The organism is Streptomyces hokutonensis, assembly GCF_042751305.1.
GTDB lineage: Bacteria > Actinomycetota > Actinomycetes > Streptomycetales > Streptomycetaceae > Streptomyces > Streptomyces hokutonensis_A.
On the sequence record NZ_JBHYWD010000019.1, the window covers coordinates 123266 to 143050 of the forward strand.

Sequence of the window (19785 nt, forward strand, 5' to 3'; positions counted from 1 at the left end):
CCCGCGGCGAAGATCTGTTATCGGGCCTTCTACGCCAGACACCGCCGCACGTCCGCCCGGGGGCCCCGCCTCTCGGGGCGGCGGGTGCCGCGGGGGGGGGCGCGCGGGGCCCGCCCCGGGCCGGGCCCCGCCCCGCCGCGGTGTTCGGACACCGCGGCGGGACCGGCGACCGGAGGGGAGGTCACCTCAGTTCACCCCCTGGCGGCGGGCGATCTGCTTGGCCTGGCTGACCGCGTCGTTCCAGGCGTCGTCGGGCTTCTTGCCCTTGGCCTCGATGTTGGTCAGTTCCGTCTTGTAGGGGGCCATGACGGCGGCGTCGGCCGGGGCCTCGTAGGTGTTCGGGACGGCCTTGGCGGCCGGCCCGAAGATCTCGATGATCTTCTGTCCGCCGAAGAAGGCGTCGGGGCCCGTCATGGCCGGCATCGTGTACGCGGCCGGGGCGGCGGGGAAGATGGCGGCGTCGGTGAACCCGCGGGCGTCGTTGGCCGGGCTGAGGATCCAGCTGATGATCTTGAAGGCTTCCTCGGGATTCCGGCACTGCTTGGGCAGGGCCAGGTAGGAGCCGCCCTGGTTGGCCGGTCCGACGGGCATCGCGCACACCCGCCACTTGCCCTTCGTCTGAGGGGCCGCCTGCTCGATGTCCAGCGCGTGCCAGGCCGCGCCGAGCTCGGTGAGGAGGGTCTTGCCGACGGCGGCGTTCCAGGAGTTGTCGTTGATCTTGGCGTCGAGGCCCAGGGTGTAGGGGCGCACCGACGTGGTCCATGCGGCGCGGATGTGGTCCTGGTCGCCGATGAAGTGGTTGTTCTTGTCGATGAAACGCTGCGTGCCCTGGCCGACGGTCATGTCGAACATGGAGCCGAGGTTGTTGACCAGGAAGGTGCCGGGGTTCTTCTTCTGCACCTCGGTGCCGAGTGCGAAGTAGTCGTCCCAGGTCTTGACCAGGGCGGCGACCTTGTCGGGGTCGGTGGCCACCCCGGCCTTGGCGAACAGGTCCTCGCGGTAGAAGAGCGCGGTGGGACCGATGTCGATCGGGAAACCGATCTGCTTGCCGTCGGAGGTCTGGGCGAGCTTCGTCTTCCAGCCCAGGTACTGCGAGGAGAGCTTCTTGAAGCCCAGGTCGTTCAGGTCGAGGAAGCGGGAGGCGTTGGGCAGGAAGGACGCGATGTCCTCGCCCTTGATGCCGGTGATGTCGGGCACGGAGGAGCCGCCCGCGGCGAGGGTGGTGGTGAGCTTCTGCTTGAAGTCACCGCCGATGGAGGAGGCCGTCAGCTTGACCGCACCGCTGAAGTGGGTCTTCGCCTCCGCCACCACCTTGTCGCTGAGCGCGCCGCCCCAGTACCACAGGGTGAGGTTCTTGCCGTTCTTGGTGCCGCCCGATCCGGAGCCGCCGCATGCGACGGTCAGGCCGGACGCCGCCGCGGTGAGCGCGGCGGCCTGGAGGAAGCCTCTGCGTGAAAGGTCCACGGGTCACTCCTGTTGTTCCTGTGCGTGGTACTGAGGGGCGTGGGCTGAGGGGGTGGTGCTGCGGGTGTGGGGCGGGGGTGCTGTGGGGCTCTGGGACCGAGCGGGGGATCGGGTGCGGGTCAGTGCTGCCGGGCGGGCGGGGTGACGGGCGCGTGGCGCACCGGAGGGCCCACGTCCGGCGGCAGGCGGCCGGCGAGAAAGCCGTAGGCCTGCTTCAGGTCGGGATCGGTCAGGGAGCGCCACCAACGGTCGACGCCGTACCAGCCGGGGGCCGCGAGGGCGCCGCCGTGGTGCTGTACGGACAGCCCGGCCGCCAGGACCGCGAACCGCAGCCGTTCGGCCAGTGGCCAGCCGCCGAGGGAGGCCGTGACGAAGCTCGCCCCGAAGACGTCCCCGGCGCCGGTCGCGTCCAGGACGTCCACGGCGAGGGCCGGCACCTCCGCGTACTCCCCGGTGATCTGGTCGACGGCGATCGCGCCGTCCGCGCCCCGGGTGACGACCGCCACCGGCACCAGCTCCGCGAGCGTACCGAGGGCCGCCACCGCGCTGTCGGTGCGGGTGTAGGCCATCGCCTCGGTCTCGTTCGGGAGGAAGGCGTGGCACAGGGCGAGCTGGTCGAGGAGGTCGCGGGACCACTCCTGGGTGGGGTCCCAGCCGACGTCCGCGTAGACGTGGGTGCCGTTCGCGGCGGCCTTGGCGATCCACTCGCGCGGCTCGGCCTCGATGTGCACCAGCGCCGTGCGCGCCTCGGGCGGGTCGCCCATCAGCGCGTCCTGCGTGAACGGGGGCTCCTGGCCGTGGGTGACGAGGGCCCGGTCGTGACCGGTCGCGAGCGAGACGGTGACGGGGGTGGGCCAGCCGTCCGCGGTGCGGGAGAGCGAGAGGTCGATGTCCTCCTGGTCGCACAGGACGTCCCGGCAGTACTCGCCGTAGAAGTCGTCACCGAAGACCGTGGCCAGCGAGGTGCGCAGGCCGAAGCGGGCCGTGGCCACCGCGAGGTTCGCGATGCCGCCGGGGCCGCAGCCCATGCCGCCCGTCCAGATCTCCTCGCCCGGCGTCGGCGGCTTTCCCAGCCCCGTGAGAACGAGGTCGTAGAAGAGCAGCCCGGTCAGCAGCACATCGGGCCTGTCGTCGTCCACGCGCGCCACCTCTCGTCAAAACTCGTCATTTTCGATGCCGGAATCGTGCGCTGCTCGGGGAGATTGGTCAATACCCGAGCAGAACTGAGCATGGAAATGATTGAAGATGACGAGTAGTGTGCACCGCGTGCTGGCAGAACGACGACACCAACTCATCCTGCGGGCCCTTCGCTCGGGTGGCCCCGCCTCTGTGACCGACCTCTCCGAGCAACTCGGCGTGAGTCCGGCCACCATCCGGCGTGACCTGGTCAGACTGGAGGAGGACGGACTGCTCACCCGCGTCCACGGCGGTGCCGTGGCCGACGAGGGCGATCAGCCCTTCGCCGAGGTCGCCGAGGTCCGGGTGGCCGAGAAGGACGCGATAGCCGCGCACGCCGCCGCCATGGTCGCGGACGGCCAGTCGGTCCTCCTCGACATCGGCACCACCGCCTACCGGCTCGCCCGGCAGCTGCACGGCCGCCGCCTCACCGTGATCACCAGCAACCTGGTCGTCTACGAGGAGCTGGCCGACGACGAGGGCATCGAACTGGTGCTGCTCGGCGGCATGGTACGGCGCGAGTACCGCTCGCTGGTGGGCTTCCTCACCGAGGACAACCTGCGCCAGCTGCACGCCGACTGGCTCTTCCTCGGCACCAGCGGCGTGCGGTCCGGCGGCCAGGTGATGGACACGACGGTCGTCGAGGTGCCGGTCAAACGGGCCATGATCAAGGCCGGTGAAAAGGTCGTCCTGCTCGCCGACGCGCAGAAGTTCCCGGGGACGGGCATGGCGAAGGTGTGCGGTCCCGAGGACCTGGACGCGGTGGTGACGAACGCCCCGGTCGACCCGGTGACCCGTTCCTCCCTGGAGGAAGCGGGCGTCGAGGTCGTCGTGGCAGGAAAGGTGAAAGCGTGAAGCTGACGATTCTGGGCGGCGGCGGATTCCGCGTGCCGCTCGTGTACGGGGCGCTGCTGACCGACCGCGGCGAGGGCCGGGTCACCGAAGTGGTGCTGCACGACCTCGACGACAGTCGACTGTATGCGGTCGCCCGCGTACTCGCCGAACAGGCCGCCACCGTGCCCGACGCCCCCACGGTCACCGCCACCACCGACCTCGACGAGGCCCTGCGCGGCGCCGACTTCATCTTCTCCGCGATCCGTGTCGGCGGCCTGGAGGGCCGCGCCGACGACGAGCGGGTGGCACTGTCGGAAGGCGTCCTCGGCCAGGAGACCGTCGGCGCCGGCGGTATTGCCTATGGTCTACGAACCGTCCCCGTAGCCGTCGACATCGCGCAGCGCGTGGCCCGCCTCGCCCCCGACGCCTGGGTCATCAACTTCACCAACCCCGCCGGCCTGGTCACCGAGGCCATGTCCCGCCACCTCGGCGACCGCGTCATCGGCATCTGCGACTCCCCGGTCGGCCTCGGCCGCCGTATCGCCAAGGTCCTCGGCGCCAACCCGCGCGAGGCCTTCATCGACTACGTCGGCCTCAACCACCTCGGCTGGGTACGCGGCCTGCGCGTCGCCGGCCGCGACGAACTCCCGCGCCTGCTCGCCGACCCCGACCTGCTGGGCTCCTTCGAGGAGGGCAAGCTCTTCGGGGCCGAGTGGCTCCAGTCGCTCGGCGCCATCCCGAACGAGTACCTGCACTACTACTACTTCAACCGCGAGACCGTCCGCGCCTACCGAGAGGTCGAGCGGACCCGCGGCGCGTTCCTCCGCGACCAACAGGCCCAGTTCTACGACGAGATGAAGCGCCCCGACGCGTCCGCGCTGACCGCCTGGGACCGCACCCGCGCCGAGCGCGAGGCGACCTACATGTCCGAGAACCGGGAGACCGCCGGCGCCGGCGAACGCGACGCCGACGACCTCTCCGGCGGGTACGAGAAGGTCGCCCTCGCCCTGATGCGGGCCATCGCCCGCGACGAGCGCACCACCCTGATCCTCAACGTCCGCAACCAGGGCGCCCTGTCCGTCCTTGACGCGGACGCCGTCATCGAGGTGCCGTGCCTGGTCGACGCCAACGGCGCCCACCCCGTCGCCGTCGACCCGCTGCCCGACCACGCCACCGGTCTGGTCTGCGCGGTCAAGGGCGTCGAGCGCGAGGTCCTCGCGGCGGCCGAGAACGGCTCCCGCACGACGGCCGTGAAGGCCTTCGCGCTGCACCCCCTGGTCGACTCCGTGAACGTCGCACGCCGCCTGGTCGAGGGCTATACCGAGGTCCACCCGGGCCTGGCGTACCTTAAGTAGGCACCGCCCCGGTAAGCGCTTTCCCCCGAGATCTCGGCAGCGAGTTCTCAACAGCTCCCAAGCTCTCAGCAGCTCAGCTCCCTGGTTCCCTGGAGACTTCCCATGCACGACGAACGCAGCCGGATCGAGGAGCGCGTCCAGCGCGCCCATGACCAGCGGATCAAGCCCGCGATCTACGCGGCCACCGCGCCTTTCACGGTCGAGGCCTGGCAGGCACCCGGTGAGCCCGTCCCCTTCGAGGAGGCCGCGGCGGCGCCGTACGCGCCGTTCGCGATGGACACGCCGTGGGGTCCGCCCTGGGGCACCACCTGGTTCCGGATGCGCGGAGAGGTGCCCGCGGAGTGGGCCGGGAAGCGCGTCGAGGCCGTCATCGACCTCGGGTTCGTGGGCGACTGGCCGGGGAACCAGGCCGAGGCCCTGGTCCACCTCGCGGACGGGACCCCGCTGAAGGCGGTCAACCCGCTCAACCAGTACGTGGCGATCGCCAACCCGGCGACGGGCGGCGAGGTGATCGACTACCTGGTCGAGGCGGCCTCCAACCCCGACATCCTCGCCAACAACTTCTCGGAGCCGACCCCGCTCGGCGATGTACTGACGGCAGGCGACCGTCCACTGTATACATTCCGCCGTGCCGATCTCGCCGTCCTCGACGAGGAGGTCTTCCACCTCGACCTCGACGTCCAGGTGCTGCGCGAACTGATGCTGGAACTGGGCGAGCACGACCCGCGCCGGCACGAGATCATGCACGCCCTCGACCGGGCCATGGACCTGCTCGACCTGGACGACGTCTCCGGTACGGCCGCCGACGTACGCGCCGCGCTCAAGCCCGTGCTGTCCAAGCCCGCCAACGCCAGCGCGCACATCGTTTCCGGTGTCGGGCACGCGCACATCGACTCCGCGTGGCTGTGGCCGATCCGCGAGACCAAGCGCAAGACGTCCCGCACCTTCTCGAACGTGACCTCGCTCGCCGACGAGTACGAGGACTTCATCTTCGCCTGCTCGCAGGCCCAGCAGTACGAGTGGGTCCGCGACAACTACCCGCAGGTGTGGGCCCGCATCCAGGAGTCCGTCAAGCGCGGCCAGTGGGCGCCGGTCGGCGGCATGTGGGTCGAGTCCGACGGCAACCTGCCCGGCGGCGAGGCCATCGCCCGCCAACTCATCCACGGCAAGCGGTTCTTCATCGAGCACTTCGGCGTCGAGACCAAGGGCGTCTGGCTGCCGGACTCCTTCGGCTACAACGCGGCCTACCCGCAGCTCGCCAAGCTCGCCGGCAACGAGTGGTTCCTCACCCAGAAGATCTCCTGGAACCAGACCAACAAGTTCCCCCACCACACCTTCTGGTGGGAGGGCATCGACGGCACCCGCATCTTCACCCACTTCCCGCCGGTCGACACCTACAACGCCCGCTTCAGCGGCGAGGAGATGTCCCGCGCGGTCCGCAACTACCAGGAGAAGGGCAACGCGACCCGCTCGCTGGCCCCGTTCGGCTGGGGCGACGGCGGTGGCGGCCCCACCCGCGAGATCATGGAACGGGCGCGCAGGCTCGCCGACCTGGAGGGCTCACCCAAGGTCGTCGTCGAGCACCCCGACGAGTTCTTCGCCAAGGCCCGCGCCGAGTACCCCGACGCCCCCGTCTGGGTCGGCGAGCTCTACCTCGAACTCCACCGCGCCACCTACACCTCCCAGGCCCGCACCAAGCAGGGCAACCGGCGCAGCGAACACCGCCTGCGCGAGGCCGAGTTGTGGGCGACCACCGCCGCCCTGCACGTACCGGGCTACGCCTACCCGTACGAGAAGCTCGACCGGCTGTGGAAGACGGTCCTGCTGCACCAGTTCCACGACATCCTGCCGGGCTCCTCGATCGCCTGGGTGCACCGCGAGGCCGAGGCCGAATACGCGCGTGTGGCAACGGAGTTGGAGGAGCTGACGACGGCCGCCGTGGCCGCGCTGGGCGGCGGTGGCACCCGCGTCTTCAACACCAGCCCCTACGACCGCGCCGAGGTCATCCGCACGGCGACCGGCGTCCCGATGTACGCGACGGTCCCCGCGAACGGCAGTGCCCCGCTGGCCGCCGAATACGTCCCGCAGGCGGTGACCGTCACCGACCGCGTCCTCGACAACGGCATCGTCCGCGTCGAACTCGCCGACGACGGCACGCTCGCCTCCGTGCGCGACCTGCGCCACGGCGGCCGCGAAGTCCTCGCGGACCAGGGCAACCTGCTGCGCCTGCACACCGACCTCCCGAACTACTGGGACGCGTGGGACGTCGACAAGCACTACAAGAACCGCTTCACCGACCTGCTGACCGCCGACTCCATCACGGTCGTCGAGCAGGACCCGCTGCTCGGCGCGATCCGCGTGGAACGGTCCTTCGGCAAGGGCTCGAAGATCGTGCAGACGATCACCGTCCGCTCGGGCAGCGCCCGCATCGACTTCGAGACCGACATCGACTGGCACGAGGCCGAGAAGTTCCTCAAGGCCGGCTTCCCGGTGGACATCCGGGCGGCGCACTCCTCCGCCGAGATCCAGTTCGGCCACATCCAGCGGCCCACGCACACCAACACCAGCTGGGAGGCGGCCCGTTTCGAGGTCTCCGGCCACCGCTGGGTGCACCTCGCCGAGCCCGGCTACGGCGTCGCGGTCATCAACGACTCGACGTACGGCCACGACGTCTCCCGCACCGTCCGCGAGGACGGCGGTACGACGACCACGGTCCGCCTGAGTCTGGTGCGCGCCCCGCGCATCCCGGACCCGGGCGCCGACCAGGGCAGGCACCGCTTCGTCTACTCGCTGCTGCCCGGCGCGAGCATCGAGGACGCGGTCGCCGAGGGCTACGCCCTCAACCTCCCGCTTCGGGTGGCCGATTCGGGCGGCGCCCCGCAGCCGGTCGTCTCCGTCGACGGCGACGGCATCACCGTCGAGGCCGTCAAGCTCGCCGACGACGAGTCCGGCGACGTCGTGGTCCGGCTCTACGAGTCCAACGGCGGTCGCGCCGAGGGCACGCTGCGCACGGGCTTCCCGCTCGCCGGCGCCCGGATCACCGACCTGCTGGAGCGCCCGCTGGAGGAGGAGGTCTCCTTCGACGAGGGCTCGGTCTCCGTCGCCCTGCGGCCCTTCCAGATCCTGACGCTCCGTCTGAAGCGGGCGGACGCGGGCCAGTAGAACCCCGGCGGGGGGGGGGGGGGCGGCGCGCGCCCCCCCCCCCCCCCCCCCCCCCCCCCCCCACCCCCCCCGCCCCCCCCCCGGGGGGCGCGCGCGCACCAACCCCCCCGCGCCGGGCCGCCCGCCCGCCCCCCCCGCGCCCCCCCCCCCCCGGCCTCCCCCAACTGACCTTGTACGCAACAGGAGTTCAGCCGTGCCCATGCAACCGTGGTTCACCGACGCCAAGTTGGGGATCTTCGTCCACTGGGGGATCTACGCCGTCGACGGCGTCCAGGAGTCCTGGTCGTTCTACGACGACATCGTGCCGCACGACGAGTACATGTCCCAGCTCGGCCGCTTCACCGGCGCCAACTACGACCCGCGCGCCTGGGCCGACCTGTTCGCCCGCGCCGGCGCCAAGTACGCCGTCCTCACCAGCCGCCACCACGACGGAGTGGCCCTGTGGGACACCGAGTTCGGCGATCTCAACCTCGGCAAGGACTACCTCACCGGCTACGCGGACGCCCTCCGCGAGCAGGGCCTGAAGGTCGGCCTCTACTACTCGCACTCCGACTGGAACCACCCCGACTACGCCAGCACGCGCAAGCCGGGCCGCCCGCCGGAGCAGGAGGACAACCGGTACTCCGAGGTCGCGGCCGAGTTCGAGGACCTGGACGCCTGGGAACGGTTCATCACCTACCGGGACGGCCAGATACGGGAGTTGGCCTCCCGCTACCGGCCCGACCTGATGTGGTTCGACGGCGAGTGGGACCGCAGCGAGGAGCAGTGGCGGATCAAGGAACTCGCCGCGCTGATCCGCTCGTACTCACCGCACGTCGTCTTCAACGCCCGCATGCTCAGCGAGGGCGACTACGCGACACCGGAACAGGGCGCGCCCATCGAACCCCCGGACGGGCCCTGGGAGTTGTGCCTCACCATCAACGACTCGTGGGGTTACCAGCACCACGACGACAACCACAAGTCGCTGAGCCAGCTGGTCCGTTACTTCACGGAGACGATCGGCGGGGGCGGCAACCTCCTCCTCGACGTCGGCCCGATGGAGGACGGCACCATCCCGCAGCCGCAGGTCGAGCGACTCGAAGGCCTGGGGGAGTGGATCCGCAAGCACTCCGACGCCGTGTACGGCACGGTCCGCGGCCTCCCGGCCGGGCACCACTACGGGCCGAGCACCCTCTCCGCCGACGGCCGCACCCTCTATCTCACCCTGTTCGACGTCCCACGTGCCGAGATCGGCGTCCGGGGACTGGTCACCCCGGTCCGGAGGGTCACCGTGCTCGGCACCGGCACCGAACTCGCCCACCGGGTGATAGGCGGGCTGCACGAGGCGGTCGGCGTACTGTGGATCGACCCGCCCGCAGAGGCCGACCTCGACCCGTACGCGACCGTGCTGGCCGTGGAACTCGACGGGGAACTGGAGCTGTATCGCGGCTCGGGCCGGTTCTGAGACCCGTGCGCGTCTCGGGGTGTGGACGAGTTCCCATCAAGAATTAAGGAAACGGTAAGCGGGCAGGTCAGCGGCTCTTCTCGGCTGATTCCGGCTTGCGCCGTTCGACTCCGTGACACCTGGAGTTCGCCTGCCCCCTCTGGGATCCGGGGGGAACGGCGAGAGAAAGGTGTCAGCATGCGAGACCCGCGGATGTCCGCGATCGGCAAGGGGCTGCGGCGGCGGGGGAGGCTGATGGCGCAGGCGGTCGGCCCGCCGCGCCGCCACCTCGACGCGATGCCCGCGCCCCGGCCGGCCGCCGACGGCTACACCGCGCCGCGCGCCCCGCGCCTGGTGGACTCGCCGGTGTTCGTGCTGTCCTCCGTGCGCTCCGGCTCCACCCTGCTGCGGGTGCTGATGAACAGCCACAGCCGGATACGCGCCCCGCACGAGATGCATCTGCGCACCCTGCACGTCCATCTCTCCCGCGAGTTCACCGACGACGCCATGCGAGCCCTCGCACTCGACAAGGAGGAACTGGAACACGTCCTGTGGGACCGGGTCCTCCACCTCGAACTGCAGCGCAGCGGCAAGGACGTCATCGTCGACAAGACCCCGCCCAACACCTTCATCTGGCCCCGCCTGCACCGATGTTGGCCGCACGCCCGCTACATCCTGCTGCTGCGCCACCCCGGTGCCGTCGTCGCCTCGCTCACCGCCCGCCGGGACGACCCCGACCACAAGGCGATCCGCGCCGAAGTCCTGGGCTACGCCGAGAAGTTGGAGGAGGCCCGGCAGCATCTCGACGCCCATGTGCTGACGTACGAGGACCTCACCGCCGAACCGGAGAAGTCGACCCGGGGCCTGTGCGAGTACCTCGGTGTCCCCTGGGAGAGCGGCATGCTCGACTACGGCAGCAAGGACCACGGCGTCTACCGGCCGCAGCTCGGCGACTGGAGCAGCACCCTCAAGTCGGGCTGGATCCAGCCCGCCCGCACCGCCGACCCGGCGGTCGAACTGCCGTCCAGGCTGACGGAGTTGGCGCGGGCGTGGGGGTACCCGGACGGGGCACCCCCACGCTGACGCTCAGCCGGTGAAACCGGCCGTGATGGACGTGAACTGCCAGGTGCTCTGGTTGATGCCGGAGCAGTTGCTGACCACTCCGCCACCCGCGCACGGCCGGTCGCGGTTCACGGCCCAGTAGGCGAGCCGCGCGATGTGGTGCGAGTTGGACCAGTCGCGGATCTGGGTCCAGATCGCCGGAGTGGTGTTCTCCTGCTGGTCGCTGAGACCGTTCATGCCGGAGATGCCGATGTGCGAGTAGGCCGTCGCGTCGTCCCACCCGAAGGTGGACTTCAGCTTGGTCTTCAGGCCCTCGGCCGCCGCGACCGTGTTGCCGTACATGTCGGCGCCGCCGCCGAAGTCGAACGGCATGATGGTGAAGACGTCGATGCCGGCGTTGAGCGACTGCGCCTGCTCGATCAGCCGGTTGCCGTAGTACGTCGGGCCGGTGGTCGAGGTGCCGAAGGTGACGATCGTCTTCAGACCGGGGTTGTTGGCCTTGACGGTCTTCAGCGCGGTGAGGATCTTCGCCTGGACGGCCTCGTTCTCGAACTCGTCCGTGTTCTCGATGTCCATGTCGATGGCCTTGAGACCGTAGGCGCTGATCACCTTCTGCAACGCCCCGGCGAGCGCGCTCGCGGAGGAACAGTTGGCGCCGAGCTTGCTGCCCTGCCAGCCGCCGAACGACGGCACGATGTCACCGCCGGCCGCGCGGATCTGGTTGATCGCCGTCTGGTCGACGCCCCCGGTCAGGGCCCGGCTGCCGTCCCAGGCGGGGGTGCAGCCGCCGGAGTCCAGCACGAACGCCATCGTGAACCACTTGACGCCCGTCGCCGCCATCACCGTCGCCGGGTTCGGCGGGTCGCCCCACCCTTCGTACAGATAGGGTGCGGCCTGCTTGAACCCGGTGCCGCCGCCGGTGCCCGCGTCCGTCGTGACGCTCACGGAGTTGGAGGCCGCCGAGGAGTTCCCGGCCGCGTCCCGCGCCTTCACGGTGAACGTGTATGCGGTGCTGGACGAGAGCCCGCTGACCGTGGCGCTCGTACCGGAGACGCTGAGGACCTGGTTCGCACCGCTGTAGATGTCGTACGCCGTGACACCCACGTTGTCGCTCGAGGCGCCCCACGACAGGGACACGCTGGAGGACGTCTTGCCCGTGGAGGTCAGTCCGGTCGGCGCGGTCGGGGCCTGGGTGTCGCCACCGCCACCGCCGCCGGGACCGTCGAGGCTGATGTCGTCCGCGTAGTAGGTGCCCTGCGCGTACCAGCCGTGGACGTAGATGGTGGCGCTGGTCTGCGAGGCGCCGGTGGTGAACGACGTCGTCAACTGGGCGTACGCCGACGGGGACGAAGTCCACGTCGAGGAACCGCCGTTGACACCGAGGTAGACGTAACTGCCGCGCACCCAGCCGCTGAGCGAGTACGCCGTGTTCGGTTGCACGGCGACCGTCTGGGAGCACTGTGCGGTGTCGCTCGAACTCACCGCGCCCGCAAGGGCCTTGGAGCCGCCGTGCACCGGCGAGGAGACCACCGAGCCGAGGTTTCCGGTGCAGGACCAGGGGGAGAGGGAACCCGACTCGAAGCCGGGGTTGGTCAGGACGTTGGCCGCCTGCGCGGTACCGGGCAGCGCGATGGCCCCGGCCATGGCCAGGGCTGCGGTACCGAGCAGAGCGAGGAGGCGACGTCTGGAACGTCTGAGTGTGTCGCGCACGCGATCTCCCTGAAGGAATGGGGGTGTTCGGGAGTGCTGGAAGGTGCGCAACCAATTTGGTCTGGACCAATCACGGTGTCAAGATGCTGCTCCATGATTGGTCCAGACCGGTATGAAGTTGTGGTGCGGAGGGGGAAGGGGAGACCCGAGAGGCCTAGGCGCGGGCCGCCGCGCGGCTGCCCAGCTCCGGTGCGAGGGTGCTCTCGGGCTCCGTCCCGGTCTGCGCCGGCACCGTCGGGAGCAGCGGCTCCGACTCCTCCGCGCGCTGGTGCGGGAGCGACACGGGACGCAGCTGACGCGGTCCCGAGACCACCGCGTAGTCCGCGCCCAGGAACGGCGGCTCCATAGTCCCCGGGTCCTCGCCGAGCGCCAACTGCACTGCCGCCCAAGGGGCGTTGACCCCGCACAGCGACAGCTGGTGCAGGCCGCCCGCGGGACGGGTGTTGACGTCCATCAGCACCGGCTTGTCGCCGAACATCCGGAACTGGATGTTGGACAGGTAGTGCAGCCCGAAGCCCTCCGCGATCCGGCGGGCCGGCTCCAGCCACTGCTCGTGCAGGGTGAAACCGCGCCGACGGCCGTTCTTCGTGCGGCCCACCGCGAGCCGGACCAGGTTGTCGGGACCGGTCAGGCAGTCCACCGAAACCTCCGGCTCCTCCAGACGCGGCATGACCAGCCAGTCGACCTGCTCGTCGGCCTGCTCCAGCGCCGCGACGACCGTGTCGAGCGGGACGTAGGGGCTCGGGAATCCGTTGAGGTGCATGAGCGAGAAGGGGGCGCGCGTGATCACGCGGAAGCCCACCCCGCCCGCGCCGGACGCCGGCTTGAAGCACGCCTTGTGCCCGGCCGCCTCCAACTCCTCGACGGCCGCGACGAGTTCGGGCGCCGTCCGGACCCGCCACCACGGCGGCACGGGCACGCCGATGGCCTGGACGGCCTCGTAGGCGATCACCTTGTCGTGGAAGACGGCGACGGCCTCGGGGGTCGGCGCCAGCAGCGCGGTGCCCACCGCCTCGAAGTCCGCGCGGTGCGCGACGATCTCCGACTGGTGCAGCCGGGGCACGAACACGTCGATGCCGCGGCGGGCGCACTGGTCGAGCGCGTACTCGACGTAACCGGCCGGAGACAGGCCCTCGGGCTCCAGGTCTGCGGTGTCGGCCGCGGCCAGTACGGGGGAGTCCGCGTCGCCGTGCGTGGCATGGATCTCGACGGCCCGATCGCTGGGATTTCTCCGCAGCTGATCCATGAAGAACACGTTCTCCGCGTACGTGCGGTTGAGCCAGACGCGTACGCGAGAGACCATGCAGGGCCGTCCTTTCGGGTTCGCGGGCACGGCGGAGCGAGGCCGTGCCCGGCCAGGGTGGTTGGAGGGACACCAAACCGCCCTCGGCGAAGAGGCGTTCGTGGCGGTGGTGTTGGGGCGATCATACGGCTTTCAAGGGGTGCCGCGTGCAACGCCCGTGTTACGGATTTCCCGATCCTGCCCACCGGGCAAGTGAACTCCCGTCACCGGACAGCCCCGGGCCCCGCCCGGAGCACCGTCCGGACCGCCCTCCCGGCGGCCTCGCCGTCTTGTCGTGGAACGGCGGGATGTGATCTCGTGGCCTCATTCGTGCGCGGAGGCGGAGGGGGCGAGGGTGGAGTCGACGGCCGGCGGTGCCGGACAGCTGCTGGCCATCAGCGACCTGCACATCGGGTACGCCGAGAACCGCGCCCTGGTCGAGAACATGCGCCCCCACACGGACGAGGACTGGCTGATCGTGGCCGGTGACATCGCCGAGACAGTGGCCGACGTCCGCTGGGTCCTCGAACTCCTCGCCGGCCGCTTCCGCAAGGTCCTGTGGTCCCCCGGGAACCACGAACTGTGGACCCACCCCAAGGACCCTGTCACCCTGCGCGGCGTCGCCCGCTACGACCACCTCGTCGCCCTGTGCCGGGAAGTCGGCGTCCTCACCCCCGAGGACCCCTATCCGGTCTGGGACGGCCCCGGCGGCCCGGTCGTCGTGGCCCCGCTCTTCCTCCTCTACGACTACTCGTTCCTCCCGCCCGGCTGCGCCACCAAGGACGAGGGACTGACGTACGCGCACGGCACCGGCATCGTCTGCAACGACGAGTTCCTGCTGCACCCCGACCCCTACCCCAGCCGCGAGGCCTGGTGCCGGGCCCGGGTCGCCGGGACCGAACGCCGGCTCGCAGAGATCCCCGACACCCTGCCCACGGTGCTGATCAACCACTACCCCCTGGACCGGCACCCCACCGAGGTCCTGTGGTACCCCGAGTTCGCCATGTGGTGCGGCACCACCCTGACCGCCGACTGGCACCGCAGATTCCGCGTGGACACCATGGTCTACGGCCATCTCCACATCCCGCGGACCACCCACCACGAGGGCGTCCGCTTCGAAGAGGTGTCCGTGGGATACCCCCGCGAGTGGCAGAAACGCCCGGAACCCCCGGGACGACTGCGCCGCATCCTGCCGATGGAGGTCGGAGCCGGTGATCGAGGAGCTGCTCCCGGAGTCCGTGGTGACAGTGGAGACACACGGTGACGAGGGGTTCCAGGACGCCCCGCTGTACCCCGAGGAAGAGGCCCGGGTGGCCCGCGCGGTGCCCAAGCGGCGGCGCGAGTTCACCGCCGTACGGGCCTGTGCCCGGCGCGCCATGGAGAAGCTCGGCGTGCCCCCGCAGCCGATCCTGCCCGGTGCCCACGGCGCACCGAACTGGCCCGCCGGACTCATCGGCAGCATGACCCACTGCGACGGCTACTGCGCCGCCGCGCTGGCCCGCGCCACCGACCTCGCCTCGCTCGGCATCGACGCCGAACCCCACGCACCGCTCCCCGACGGCGTCCTCCCCTCCGTCTCCCTGCCCGCCGAACAGGAACGGCTGGCAGGGCTCGCGGCCCACCTGCCCGCCGTGCACTGGGACCGGCTCCTGTTCAGCGCCAAGGAGTCCGTCTACAAGGCCTGGTTCCCCCTCACCGGGAAGTGGCTGGACTTCTCGGAGGCCGACATCGAACTCTTCGCCGACCCCGGCGACGAAGCGCGCGGCGGCCTGCGCGCCCGTCTCCTCGTCCCCGGCCCGGTGGTCGACGGCGAGCGACTCGACACCTTCGAGGGCCGCTGGACCGTACGACGGGGACTGGTCGCCACCGCGATCACGGTCCCGCATCCCTGACCCCTCGTCATCCCTCCGGGCACCAGCTCTCCAGCAGCCCGAAGAACGCCTCCTCGTTGCCCGCGAGTCCGGCGTCCGTCAGAGCCTGGTCCGCCTCGGCCAGCACCGAAGGTGGGACCAGGACCGGGCGTGGGTCTCCCGGGGGGCCGTCGAAGGCGGCTCTGACCGTGTGCAGCAGCCGTAGATAGGCCTGGACGGCGGCGCGCTCGCGGTCGGTCATCACTGCGGTCTGCATAGGACGGCTCTCCCCTGATCGGCGTCGTGCGCCCCCGCGCGGCGGTGGCACGACTCCAGCTTGCCGCCTGCCACTGACAATCCCGTTTCCCCGGGCCCCGGTTCGCCCGCTTAGCGGAGGCGAAACGTCCCCGAAATCCCCGGTGGGACAGCGGCCCTACGCTGAGAGGAAGGGCTTTCGGCCGTCCGCGGGCGGCCAGGTGAACGGGAGGCGAGTACGTGGAGGACGTCCCGGTACGGCGCCCGGCGCGCGCCGCACGGCTGCGCCCGGTGGGCGACGCGGAACTCACGCTCCAGTACCGCGTCGTGCACGGATACCGCCGTGCCTTCCGCATGGCCGGCCAGGGCCCGGCGCTCGTCCTCATCCACGGCATCGGCGACTCCTCGGCCACCTGGTCCGAACTGATCCCGCAGCTGGCCCGCACCCACACGGTGATCGCCCCCGACCTCCTCGGCCACGGAGCCTCCGACAAACCGCGGGCCGATTACTCGGTCGCCGCCTACGCCAACGGCGTGCGCGATCTGCTCACCACCCTCGGCATCGAGTCCGCGACCCTGCTCGGGCACTCGCTGGGCGGGGGAGTGGCGATGCAGTTCGCCTACCAGTTCCCCGAACGCACCGAACGGCTCATCCTGGTCAGCGCCGGTGGTGTGGGCCGCGAGGTCAACCCCGTGCTGCGGCTCATCACCCTTCCGGGCTCCCATCTCGCCCTGTCCGCGCTCCGGTTGCCCGGCATGCGCCTCCAAGTCGGCCTCACCGTAGGCTTGATGAGGCTCCTCGACACCGACCTCGGCCAGGACGCCCCCGAACTCCTCACCCTCGTCGACGCGTTGCCCGACGAGACCGCCCGCAACGCCTTCATCCGCACCCTGCGCGCGGTCGTCGACTGGCGCGGCCAGGTGGTCACCATGCTCGACCGCTGCTATCTCACCGAGGGCATGCCGACGATGCTGCTGTGGGGCGACCGCGACAGCGTGGTGCCGGTACGGCACGCCCACGGCGCCCACGAGGCCATGCCGGGCAGCCGGCTGGAGATCTTCGAGGGGGCGGGGCACTTCCCGTTCCACACCGACCCGGCCCGATTCCTCGCCCTGGTGAGGGAGTTCACCGGCACCACCACCCCGGCCCACTGGAGCCGCGAGCACTGGCGCGACCTCCTGTGCGAGGGCCGGCCCGGAGTCACGGCCCAGGGCGACGCGACGGAACGGGACTTGAGGGAGGCGAGCGAACGAAGCGCCACCTGACGAGACGTCAACTCCCGTCCGGGCGGCCCCGGATCACGACTCGGGGCGCTTCACGCTCTCCAGGAGCATGTCCAGCCACTCGGCGACCTTGTCGCGGTGCTGGTCGGTCGGCAACTGCGCGGCGCGCCAGGCGATTCCGCGCACCCCGTGGTCCTGCAGCAGCCGCTCCAGCGGATCTCCCGCGGCCTCGGCCGCCGCCCGCTCACGGTCGGCGAGCTTCTGCAACAGCTCCTGCTCGGTGCGCTGGAGGGCGCCCGCGAGGGCCTCGGGGTCCTCGGCCGTGAGGAATCCGGCGTGCACCCGGAAGAAGCGCTGGAGCGCGTCGCAGTGCTCCATCGTGGGACGCCGGTCGCCGTTGATGAGCGCGCCCGCCTGCTGGCGCGACATGCCCGCGCCGTCGGCGATCTCCTGTTGGGTGTACTTGCGCCCGTTGGGCTTGAGCCTGGTGCGGCGCAACAGGTCGAGGCGCTGCAGGAACCGGGACTGCACATCGGGCTCGCCCGCGGGGCGCCCGCTCAGCAGGGCCCTGACCACGGGGTCCGGAACACCCGAGGCCACGGAGAGCCGGCCCACGTGGAAGACCTCGGCCTGCGGAACGTCGAGCCGCTCGGCGAGCGCGGTGACGCGGTCGACGACGGCGGGCAGCACGGCCTTCGCCGTCGCGCCCGGTACCTCGAAGCCATCCGACACCGACAGATCTCCTACGTCTCTCACAGGCTTCTCACAAACGGTGGCCGTGAACATCCCGGAGGGTAGCGGTTCGTTCGAACTCGCATCCAGGTCTCGCCACAACTGTGGCCAATTTCAGCCGTCAACAAGCATGAAATGCCACGATAGTTGACACGGCAAGAGTCGGGGCAGCAGGATCAGGGCGCCGCGAGAAGGCCGCATAGGCAAGAGGGGTGACCTCCCGATGGCGTACCAGGCAGGTGGGCAGCGGTCCGCACCGCGGCCCGCCCCCGAGAGTCCCGAGGCCCAGGCGTATCTGCTGGACTACGCCACGCTGCTTGAGGCCGTCCCCTTCCCCTCCGTCGTCATGGACCACCGCTGGGACGTGGTGTTGACCAACGGCGCGTTCAAGTCACTTTTCCGGGCGGTCGGTCCGCATCCGACGGCCATGCCGGGCGACAACTTCCTTCGTTTCGTGCTCTTCCACCCCGACGCGAGCACGGTTCTCGGTGAGCACGAGTCGAGTTGGTGCCTGCCGATGCTGGCCCACTTCGCCTCCGTCGTGGAGAGCCACGGCCACGACCACGGCCTGCAGGCGATCCGCCGCGACATCGCCCAGGACCCGATCATGGAGGCCGCCTACCGGCAGGGCCTGCCGCACTGGATCCGCGCGGTGGGCGAGGAGGCCGTGGAACACGACGGCGCGGTCCGCCCGGTACTGCACCCCGACCCGCGCTGGGGCGTCACGGACTGCCGGATCGTCGGTGAGACCCCCAAGACCCTTGAGAACATGGGCTATACGCGGCTGACACTCGTCCTGCGCGAGGCCCGCCGCACCCCGCCGCCCAGGACGCGCAGGCCGGGCCGCGGCGCGGGACACCTGAGGGTGGTCCCGGCGGGCGAGTGAGCACCACCTCAACTCGCAGGAGTGCTAAGCGAGTTGAGATCAGCGCTCGGCGACGACCAGGACCAGCGGTACCCCGTCGCACGGCACCAGCCGCAGCCCCCGCGCATACCCGGCACGGCCCGCCGCCAGCGCCTCCATGAAGTCCGGTCCCTTGCTGAGCGAACCGACCAGCTGACTCGGGTCGGTGGACGCGGCGACCCGGCCGCGCGCGTTCACCAGCCGTGCGGGCCCCGGGAGTTGACGCAGCATCGGCATCACGGCCGCCTCGAAGCGCCGTAGATGCACGTCCGCCGCGGCGCCCTGGTGCTCGGCACCCTGATCGCGTTCGCGGTCGCCCGGTACCGCTTCTTCGGCCGCGGCGCCATCTCCTTCGTGGTCGTGCTGCCGATCGCACTGCCCGGCATCGTCACGGGCATCGCCCTCAACTCGGCGTTCAGCACGGTACTCGAGCCGCTCGGCGTGGGCCTCGGCCTGTTCACGGTGATCGTCGGACACGCCACCTTCTGCATCGTCGTCGTCTTCAACAACGTCGTCGCCCGGCTGAGGCGCACCTCAGTGTCGTACGAGGAAGCGGCCATGGACCTGGGTGCCGACACCTTCCGTGCCTTCGTCGACGTCACCTTCCCGCTGGTGCGCTCGGCGCTCCTGGCGGGCGGGCTGCTCGCGTTCGCGCTGTCCTTCGACGAGATCGTGGTGACCACCTTCACCGCCGGACCCGGCATCCAGACCCTCCCGATCTGGATCTTCAACAACATGACCCGGCCCCAGCAGGCGCCGGTCGTCAACGTGGTGGCCGCGGTGCTCGTCCTGCTCTCCGTGCTCCCGATCTACGTCGCCCAGCGGCTGTCCGCCGACACGGCCACGGCCAGCCGGGTCTGAGGCCCTGAGCACCTGTTTTCCGGGGCGTGGACCGGTCTAAGCTCTGCGGATGACCTTGGAATGGGAACAGGTAATCGTGCACGCGGAGGATCCGGCGGCCCTGGGCCAGTGGTGGGCCACGGCCCTGGGCTGGGTGGTGGTCCACTCCTCCGAGGACGAGTTCGAGATCCGTCCGGCGCCGGACTGCCTGCCGGGGATCGACTTCGTGCGGCTCGCCGAGAGCAAGAAGTCCAAGAGCCGATTGCACCTCGACTTCAGGCCCGACGACCAGGCCGCCGAGGTGGCCCGTCTGGAGGCCCATGGCGCCCGGCGGGTCGACATCGGCCAGGGCGAACAGTCGTGGGTCGTCCTGGCGGACCCCGAGGGCAACGAGTTCTGCGTCCTCGGGCAGCGACGCCAGTAAGCACCCCCGAGTGGGGTTGTCCCCGGTCCGTTCCGGCTCACCGTCCTCGCGGCGACATTCGCGCGGGGACATACTCAGCAAGAGAGGT

16 protein-coding genes and 2 pseudogenes are annotated in these 19785 nt (G+C 70.6%); 11 read left to right on the forward strand and 7 right to left on the reverse strand.

From position 1 onward, the window contains the following. Nucleotides 1-186: 186 nt before the first annotated feature. Both ACFXC1_RS37600 and ACFXC1_RS37605 read right to left on the reverse strand, forming a co-directional pair. Nucleotides 187-1464, reverse strand: coding sequence for an ABC transporter substrate-binding protein (locus ACFXC1_RS37600; RefSeq protein ID WP_381251495.1), 1278 nt, complete (start codon nt 1462-1464; stop codon nt 187-189). 119 nt (nt 1465-1583) lie between these two features. Continuing rightward, complete coding sequence (locus ACFXC1_RS37605; RefSeq protein WP_381251497.1) at nt 1584-2603, reverse strand: carbohydrate kinase family protein; 1020 nt, start codon at nt 2601-2603, stop codon at nt 1584-1586. Nucleotides 2604-2730: 127 nt separating this feature from the next. On the opposite strand from ACFXC1_RS37605, the gene ACFXC1_RS37610 reads away from it, so the two are divergent. The 5 genes from ACFXC1_RS37610 to ACFXC1_RS37630 all read left to right on the forward strand — a co-directional run bounded on the left by ACFXC1_RS37610 (nt 2731) and on the right by ACFXC1_RS37630 (nt 10497). Beyond that, nucleotides 2731-3495 (forward strand): DeoR/GlpR family DNA-binding transcription regulator, encoded by a 765-nt coding sequence (locus ACFXC1_RS37610; protein WP_381251498.1) that lies wholly within the window; start codon nt 2731-2733, stop codon nt 3493-3495. Continuing rightward, complete coding sequence (locus tag ACFXC1_RS37615) at nt 3492-4829, forward strand: 6-phospho-beta-glucosidase (protein WP_381251500.1); 1338 nt, start codon at nt 3492-3494, stop codon at nt 4827-4829. Before ACFXC1_RS37610 ends, ACFXC1_RS37615 begins: the two co-directional genes overlap by 4 nt. Nucleotides 4830-4931: 102 nt before the next feature. Further along, nucleotides 4932-7991: an alpha-mannosidase gene (locus ACFXC1_RS37620; RefSeq protein WP_381251502.1), complete on the forward strand. Its 3060-nt coding sequence runs from the start codon at nt 4932-4934 to the stop codon at nt 7989-7991. 193 nt (nt 7992-8184) lie between these two features. Next, entirely contained in the window at nt 8185-9435 is a 1251-nt protein-coding gene (locus tag ACFXC1_RS37625) for an alpha-L-fucosidase (RefSeq protein WP_381251504.1), read from the forward strand. Nucleotides 9436-9612: 177 nt separating this feature from the next. Beyond that, nucleotides 9613-10497: a sulfotransferase family protein gene (locus ACFXC1_RS37630; RefSeq protein WP_381251506.1), complete on the forward strand. Its 885-nt coding sequence runs from the start codon at nt 9613-9615 to the stop codon at nt 10495-10497. Between the two features lie 3 nt (nt 10498-10500). Here the strand turns inward: ACFXC1_RS37630 and ACFXC1_RS37635 are convergent, their stop codons facing one another. Then, nucleotides 10501-12186, reverse strand: a complete 1686-nt coding sequence (locus ACFXC1_RS37635) for a carbohydrate binding domain-containing protein (RefSeq protein WP_381251508.1) — start codon at nt 12184-12186, stop codon at nt 10501-10503. Nucleotides 12187-12340: 154 nt separating this feature from the next. Continuing rightward, a complete protein-coding gene (locus tag ACFXC1_RS37640) occupies nt 12341-13489 on the reverse strand; it encodes an ATP-grasp domain-containing protein (RefSeq protein WP_381251510.1) in 1149 nt (382 codons plus the stop codon). A gap of 334 nt (nt 13490-13823) precedes the next feature. On the opposite strand from ACFXC1_RS37640, the gene ACFXC1_RS37645 reads away from it, so the two are divergent. Both ACFXC1_RS37645 and ACFXC1_RS37650 read left to right on the forward strand, forming a co-directional pair. Next, a complete protein-coding gene (locus ACFXC1_RS37645) occupies nt 13824-14732 on the forward strand; it encodes a metallophosphoesterase family protein (RefSeq protein WP_381251512.1) in 909 nt (302 codons plus the stop codon). Beyond that, nucleotides 14680-15360 carry a 4'-phosphopantetheinyl transferase family protein gene (locus tag ACFXC1_RS37650; RefSeq protein ID WP_381251514.1) on the forward strand — a complete coding sequence of 227 codons (681 nt, stop codon included), beginning with the start codon at nt 14680-14682 and terminating at the stop codon, nt 15358-15360. The genes ACFXC1_RS37645 and ACFXC1_RS37650 overlap by 53 nt, the downstream gene beginning before the upstream one ends. A 7-nt stretch (nt 15361-15367) precedes the next feature. Here ACFXC1_RS37650 and ACFXC1_RS37655 read toward each other — a convergent pair whose 3' ends face one another. Continuing rightward, a complete protein-coding gene (locus tag ACFXC1_RS37655) occupies nt 15368-15595 on the reverse strand; it encodes a hypothetical protein (RefSeq protein WP_200677520.1) in 228 nt (75 codons plus the stop codon). 218 nt (nt 15596-15813) lie between these two features. Between ACFXC1_RS37655 and ACFXC1_RS37660 the strand changes: the two genes are divergently transcribed. Then, nucleotides 15814-16839 (forward strand): alpha/beta fold hydrolase, encoded by a 1026-nt coding sequence (locus ACFXC1_RS37660; RefSeq protein ID WP_381251516.1) that lies wholly within the window; start codon nt 15814-15816, stop codon nt 16837-16839. Between the two features lie 33 nt (nt 16840-16872). Here ACFXC1_RS37660 and ACFXC1_RS37665 read toward each other — a convergent pair whose 3' ends face one another. Then, nucleotides 16873-17529 (reverse strand): helix-turn-helix domain-containing protein, encoded by a 657-nt coding sequence (locus tag ACFXC1_RS37665; protein WP_381251518.1) that lies wholly within the window; start codon nt 17527-17529, stop codon nt 16873-16875. A 223-nt stretch (nt 17530-17752) separates the two neighbouring features. On the opposite strand from ACFXC1_RS37665, the gene ACFXC1_RS37670 reads away from it, so the two are divergent. Then, nucleotides 17753-18415: an MmyB family transcriptional regulator gene (locus ACFXC1_RS37670; protein ID WP_381251519.1), complete on the forward strand. Its 663-nt coding sequence runs from the start codon at nt 17753-17755 to the stop codon at nt 18413-18415. A 39-nt stretch (nt 18416-18454) separates the two neighbouring features. Here ACFXC1_RS37670 and ACFXC1_RS37675 read toward each other — a convergent pair. Then, nucleotides 18455-18712 (reverse strand): annotated as a pseudogene (locus ACFXC1_RS37675) (hypothetical protein); the annotation flags it as partial. Between ACFXC1_RS37675 and ACFXC1_RS37680 the strand changes: the two are divergent. Continuing rightward, nucleotides 18713-19294: pseudogene (locus ACFXC1_RS37680) on the forward strand (ABC transporter permease); the annotation flags it as partial. It lies immediately after the preceding pseudogene. A 49-nt stretch (nt 19295-19343) separates the two neighbouring features. Continuing rightward, a complete protein-coding gene (locus ACFXC1_RS37685; RefSeq protein ID WP_381251521.1) occupies nt 19344-19697 on the forward strand; it encodes a VOC family protein in 354 nt (117 codons plus the stop codon). Nucleotides 19698-19785: the final 88 nt, after the last annotated feature.

Excerpts from the sequence above, each read along its gene's own strand:
- ACFXC1_RS37640 (WP_381251510.1), bottom strand. The coding sequence starts at position 13,489 with ATGGTCTCTCGCGTACGCGTCTGGCTCAACCGCACGTACGCGGAGAAC.
- ACFXC1_RS37670 (WP_381251519.1), top strand. The coding sequence starts at position 17,753 with ATGGCGTACCAGGCAGGTGGGCAGCGGTCCGCACCGCGGCCCGCCCCC.
- ACFXC1_RS37620 (WP_381251502.1), top strand. The coding sequence starts at position 4,932 with ATGCACGACGAACGCAGCCGGATCGAGGAGCGCGTCCAGCGCGCCCAT.
- ACFXC1_RS37630 (WP_381251506.1), top strand. The coding sequence starts at position 9,613 with ATGCGAGACCCGCGGATGTCCGCGATCGGCAAGGGGCTGCGGCGGCGG.
- ACFXC1_RS37685 (WP_381251521.1), top strand. The coding sequence starts at position 19,344 with ATGACCTTGGAATGGGAACAGGTAATCGTGCACGCGGAGGATCCGGCG.
- ACFXC1_RS37655 (WP_200677520.1), bottom strand. The coding sequence starts at position 15,595 with ATGCAGACCGCAGTGATGACCGACCGCGAGCGCGCCGCCGTCCAGGCC.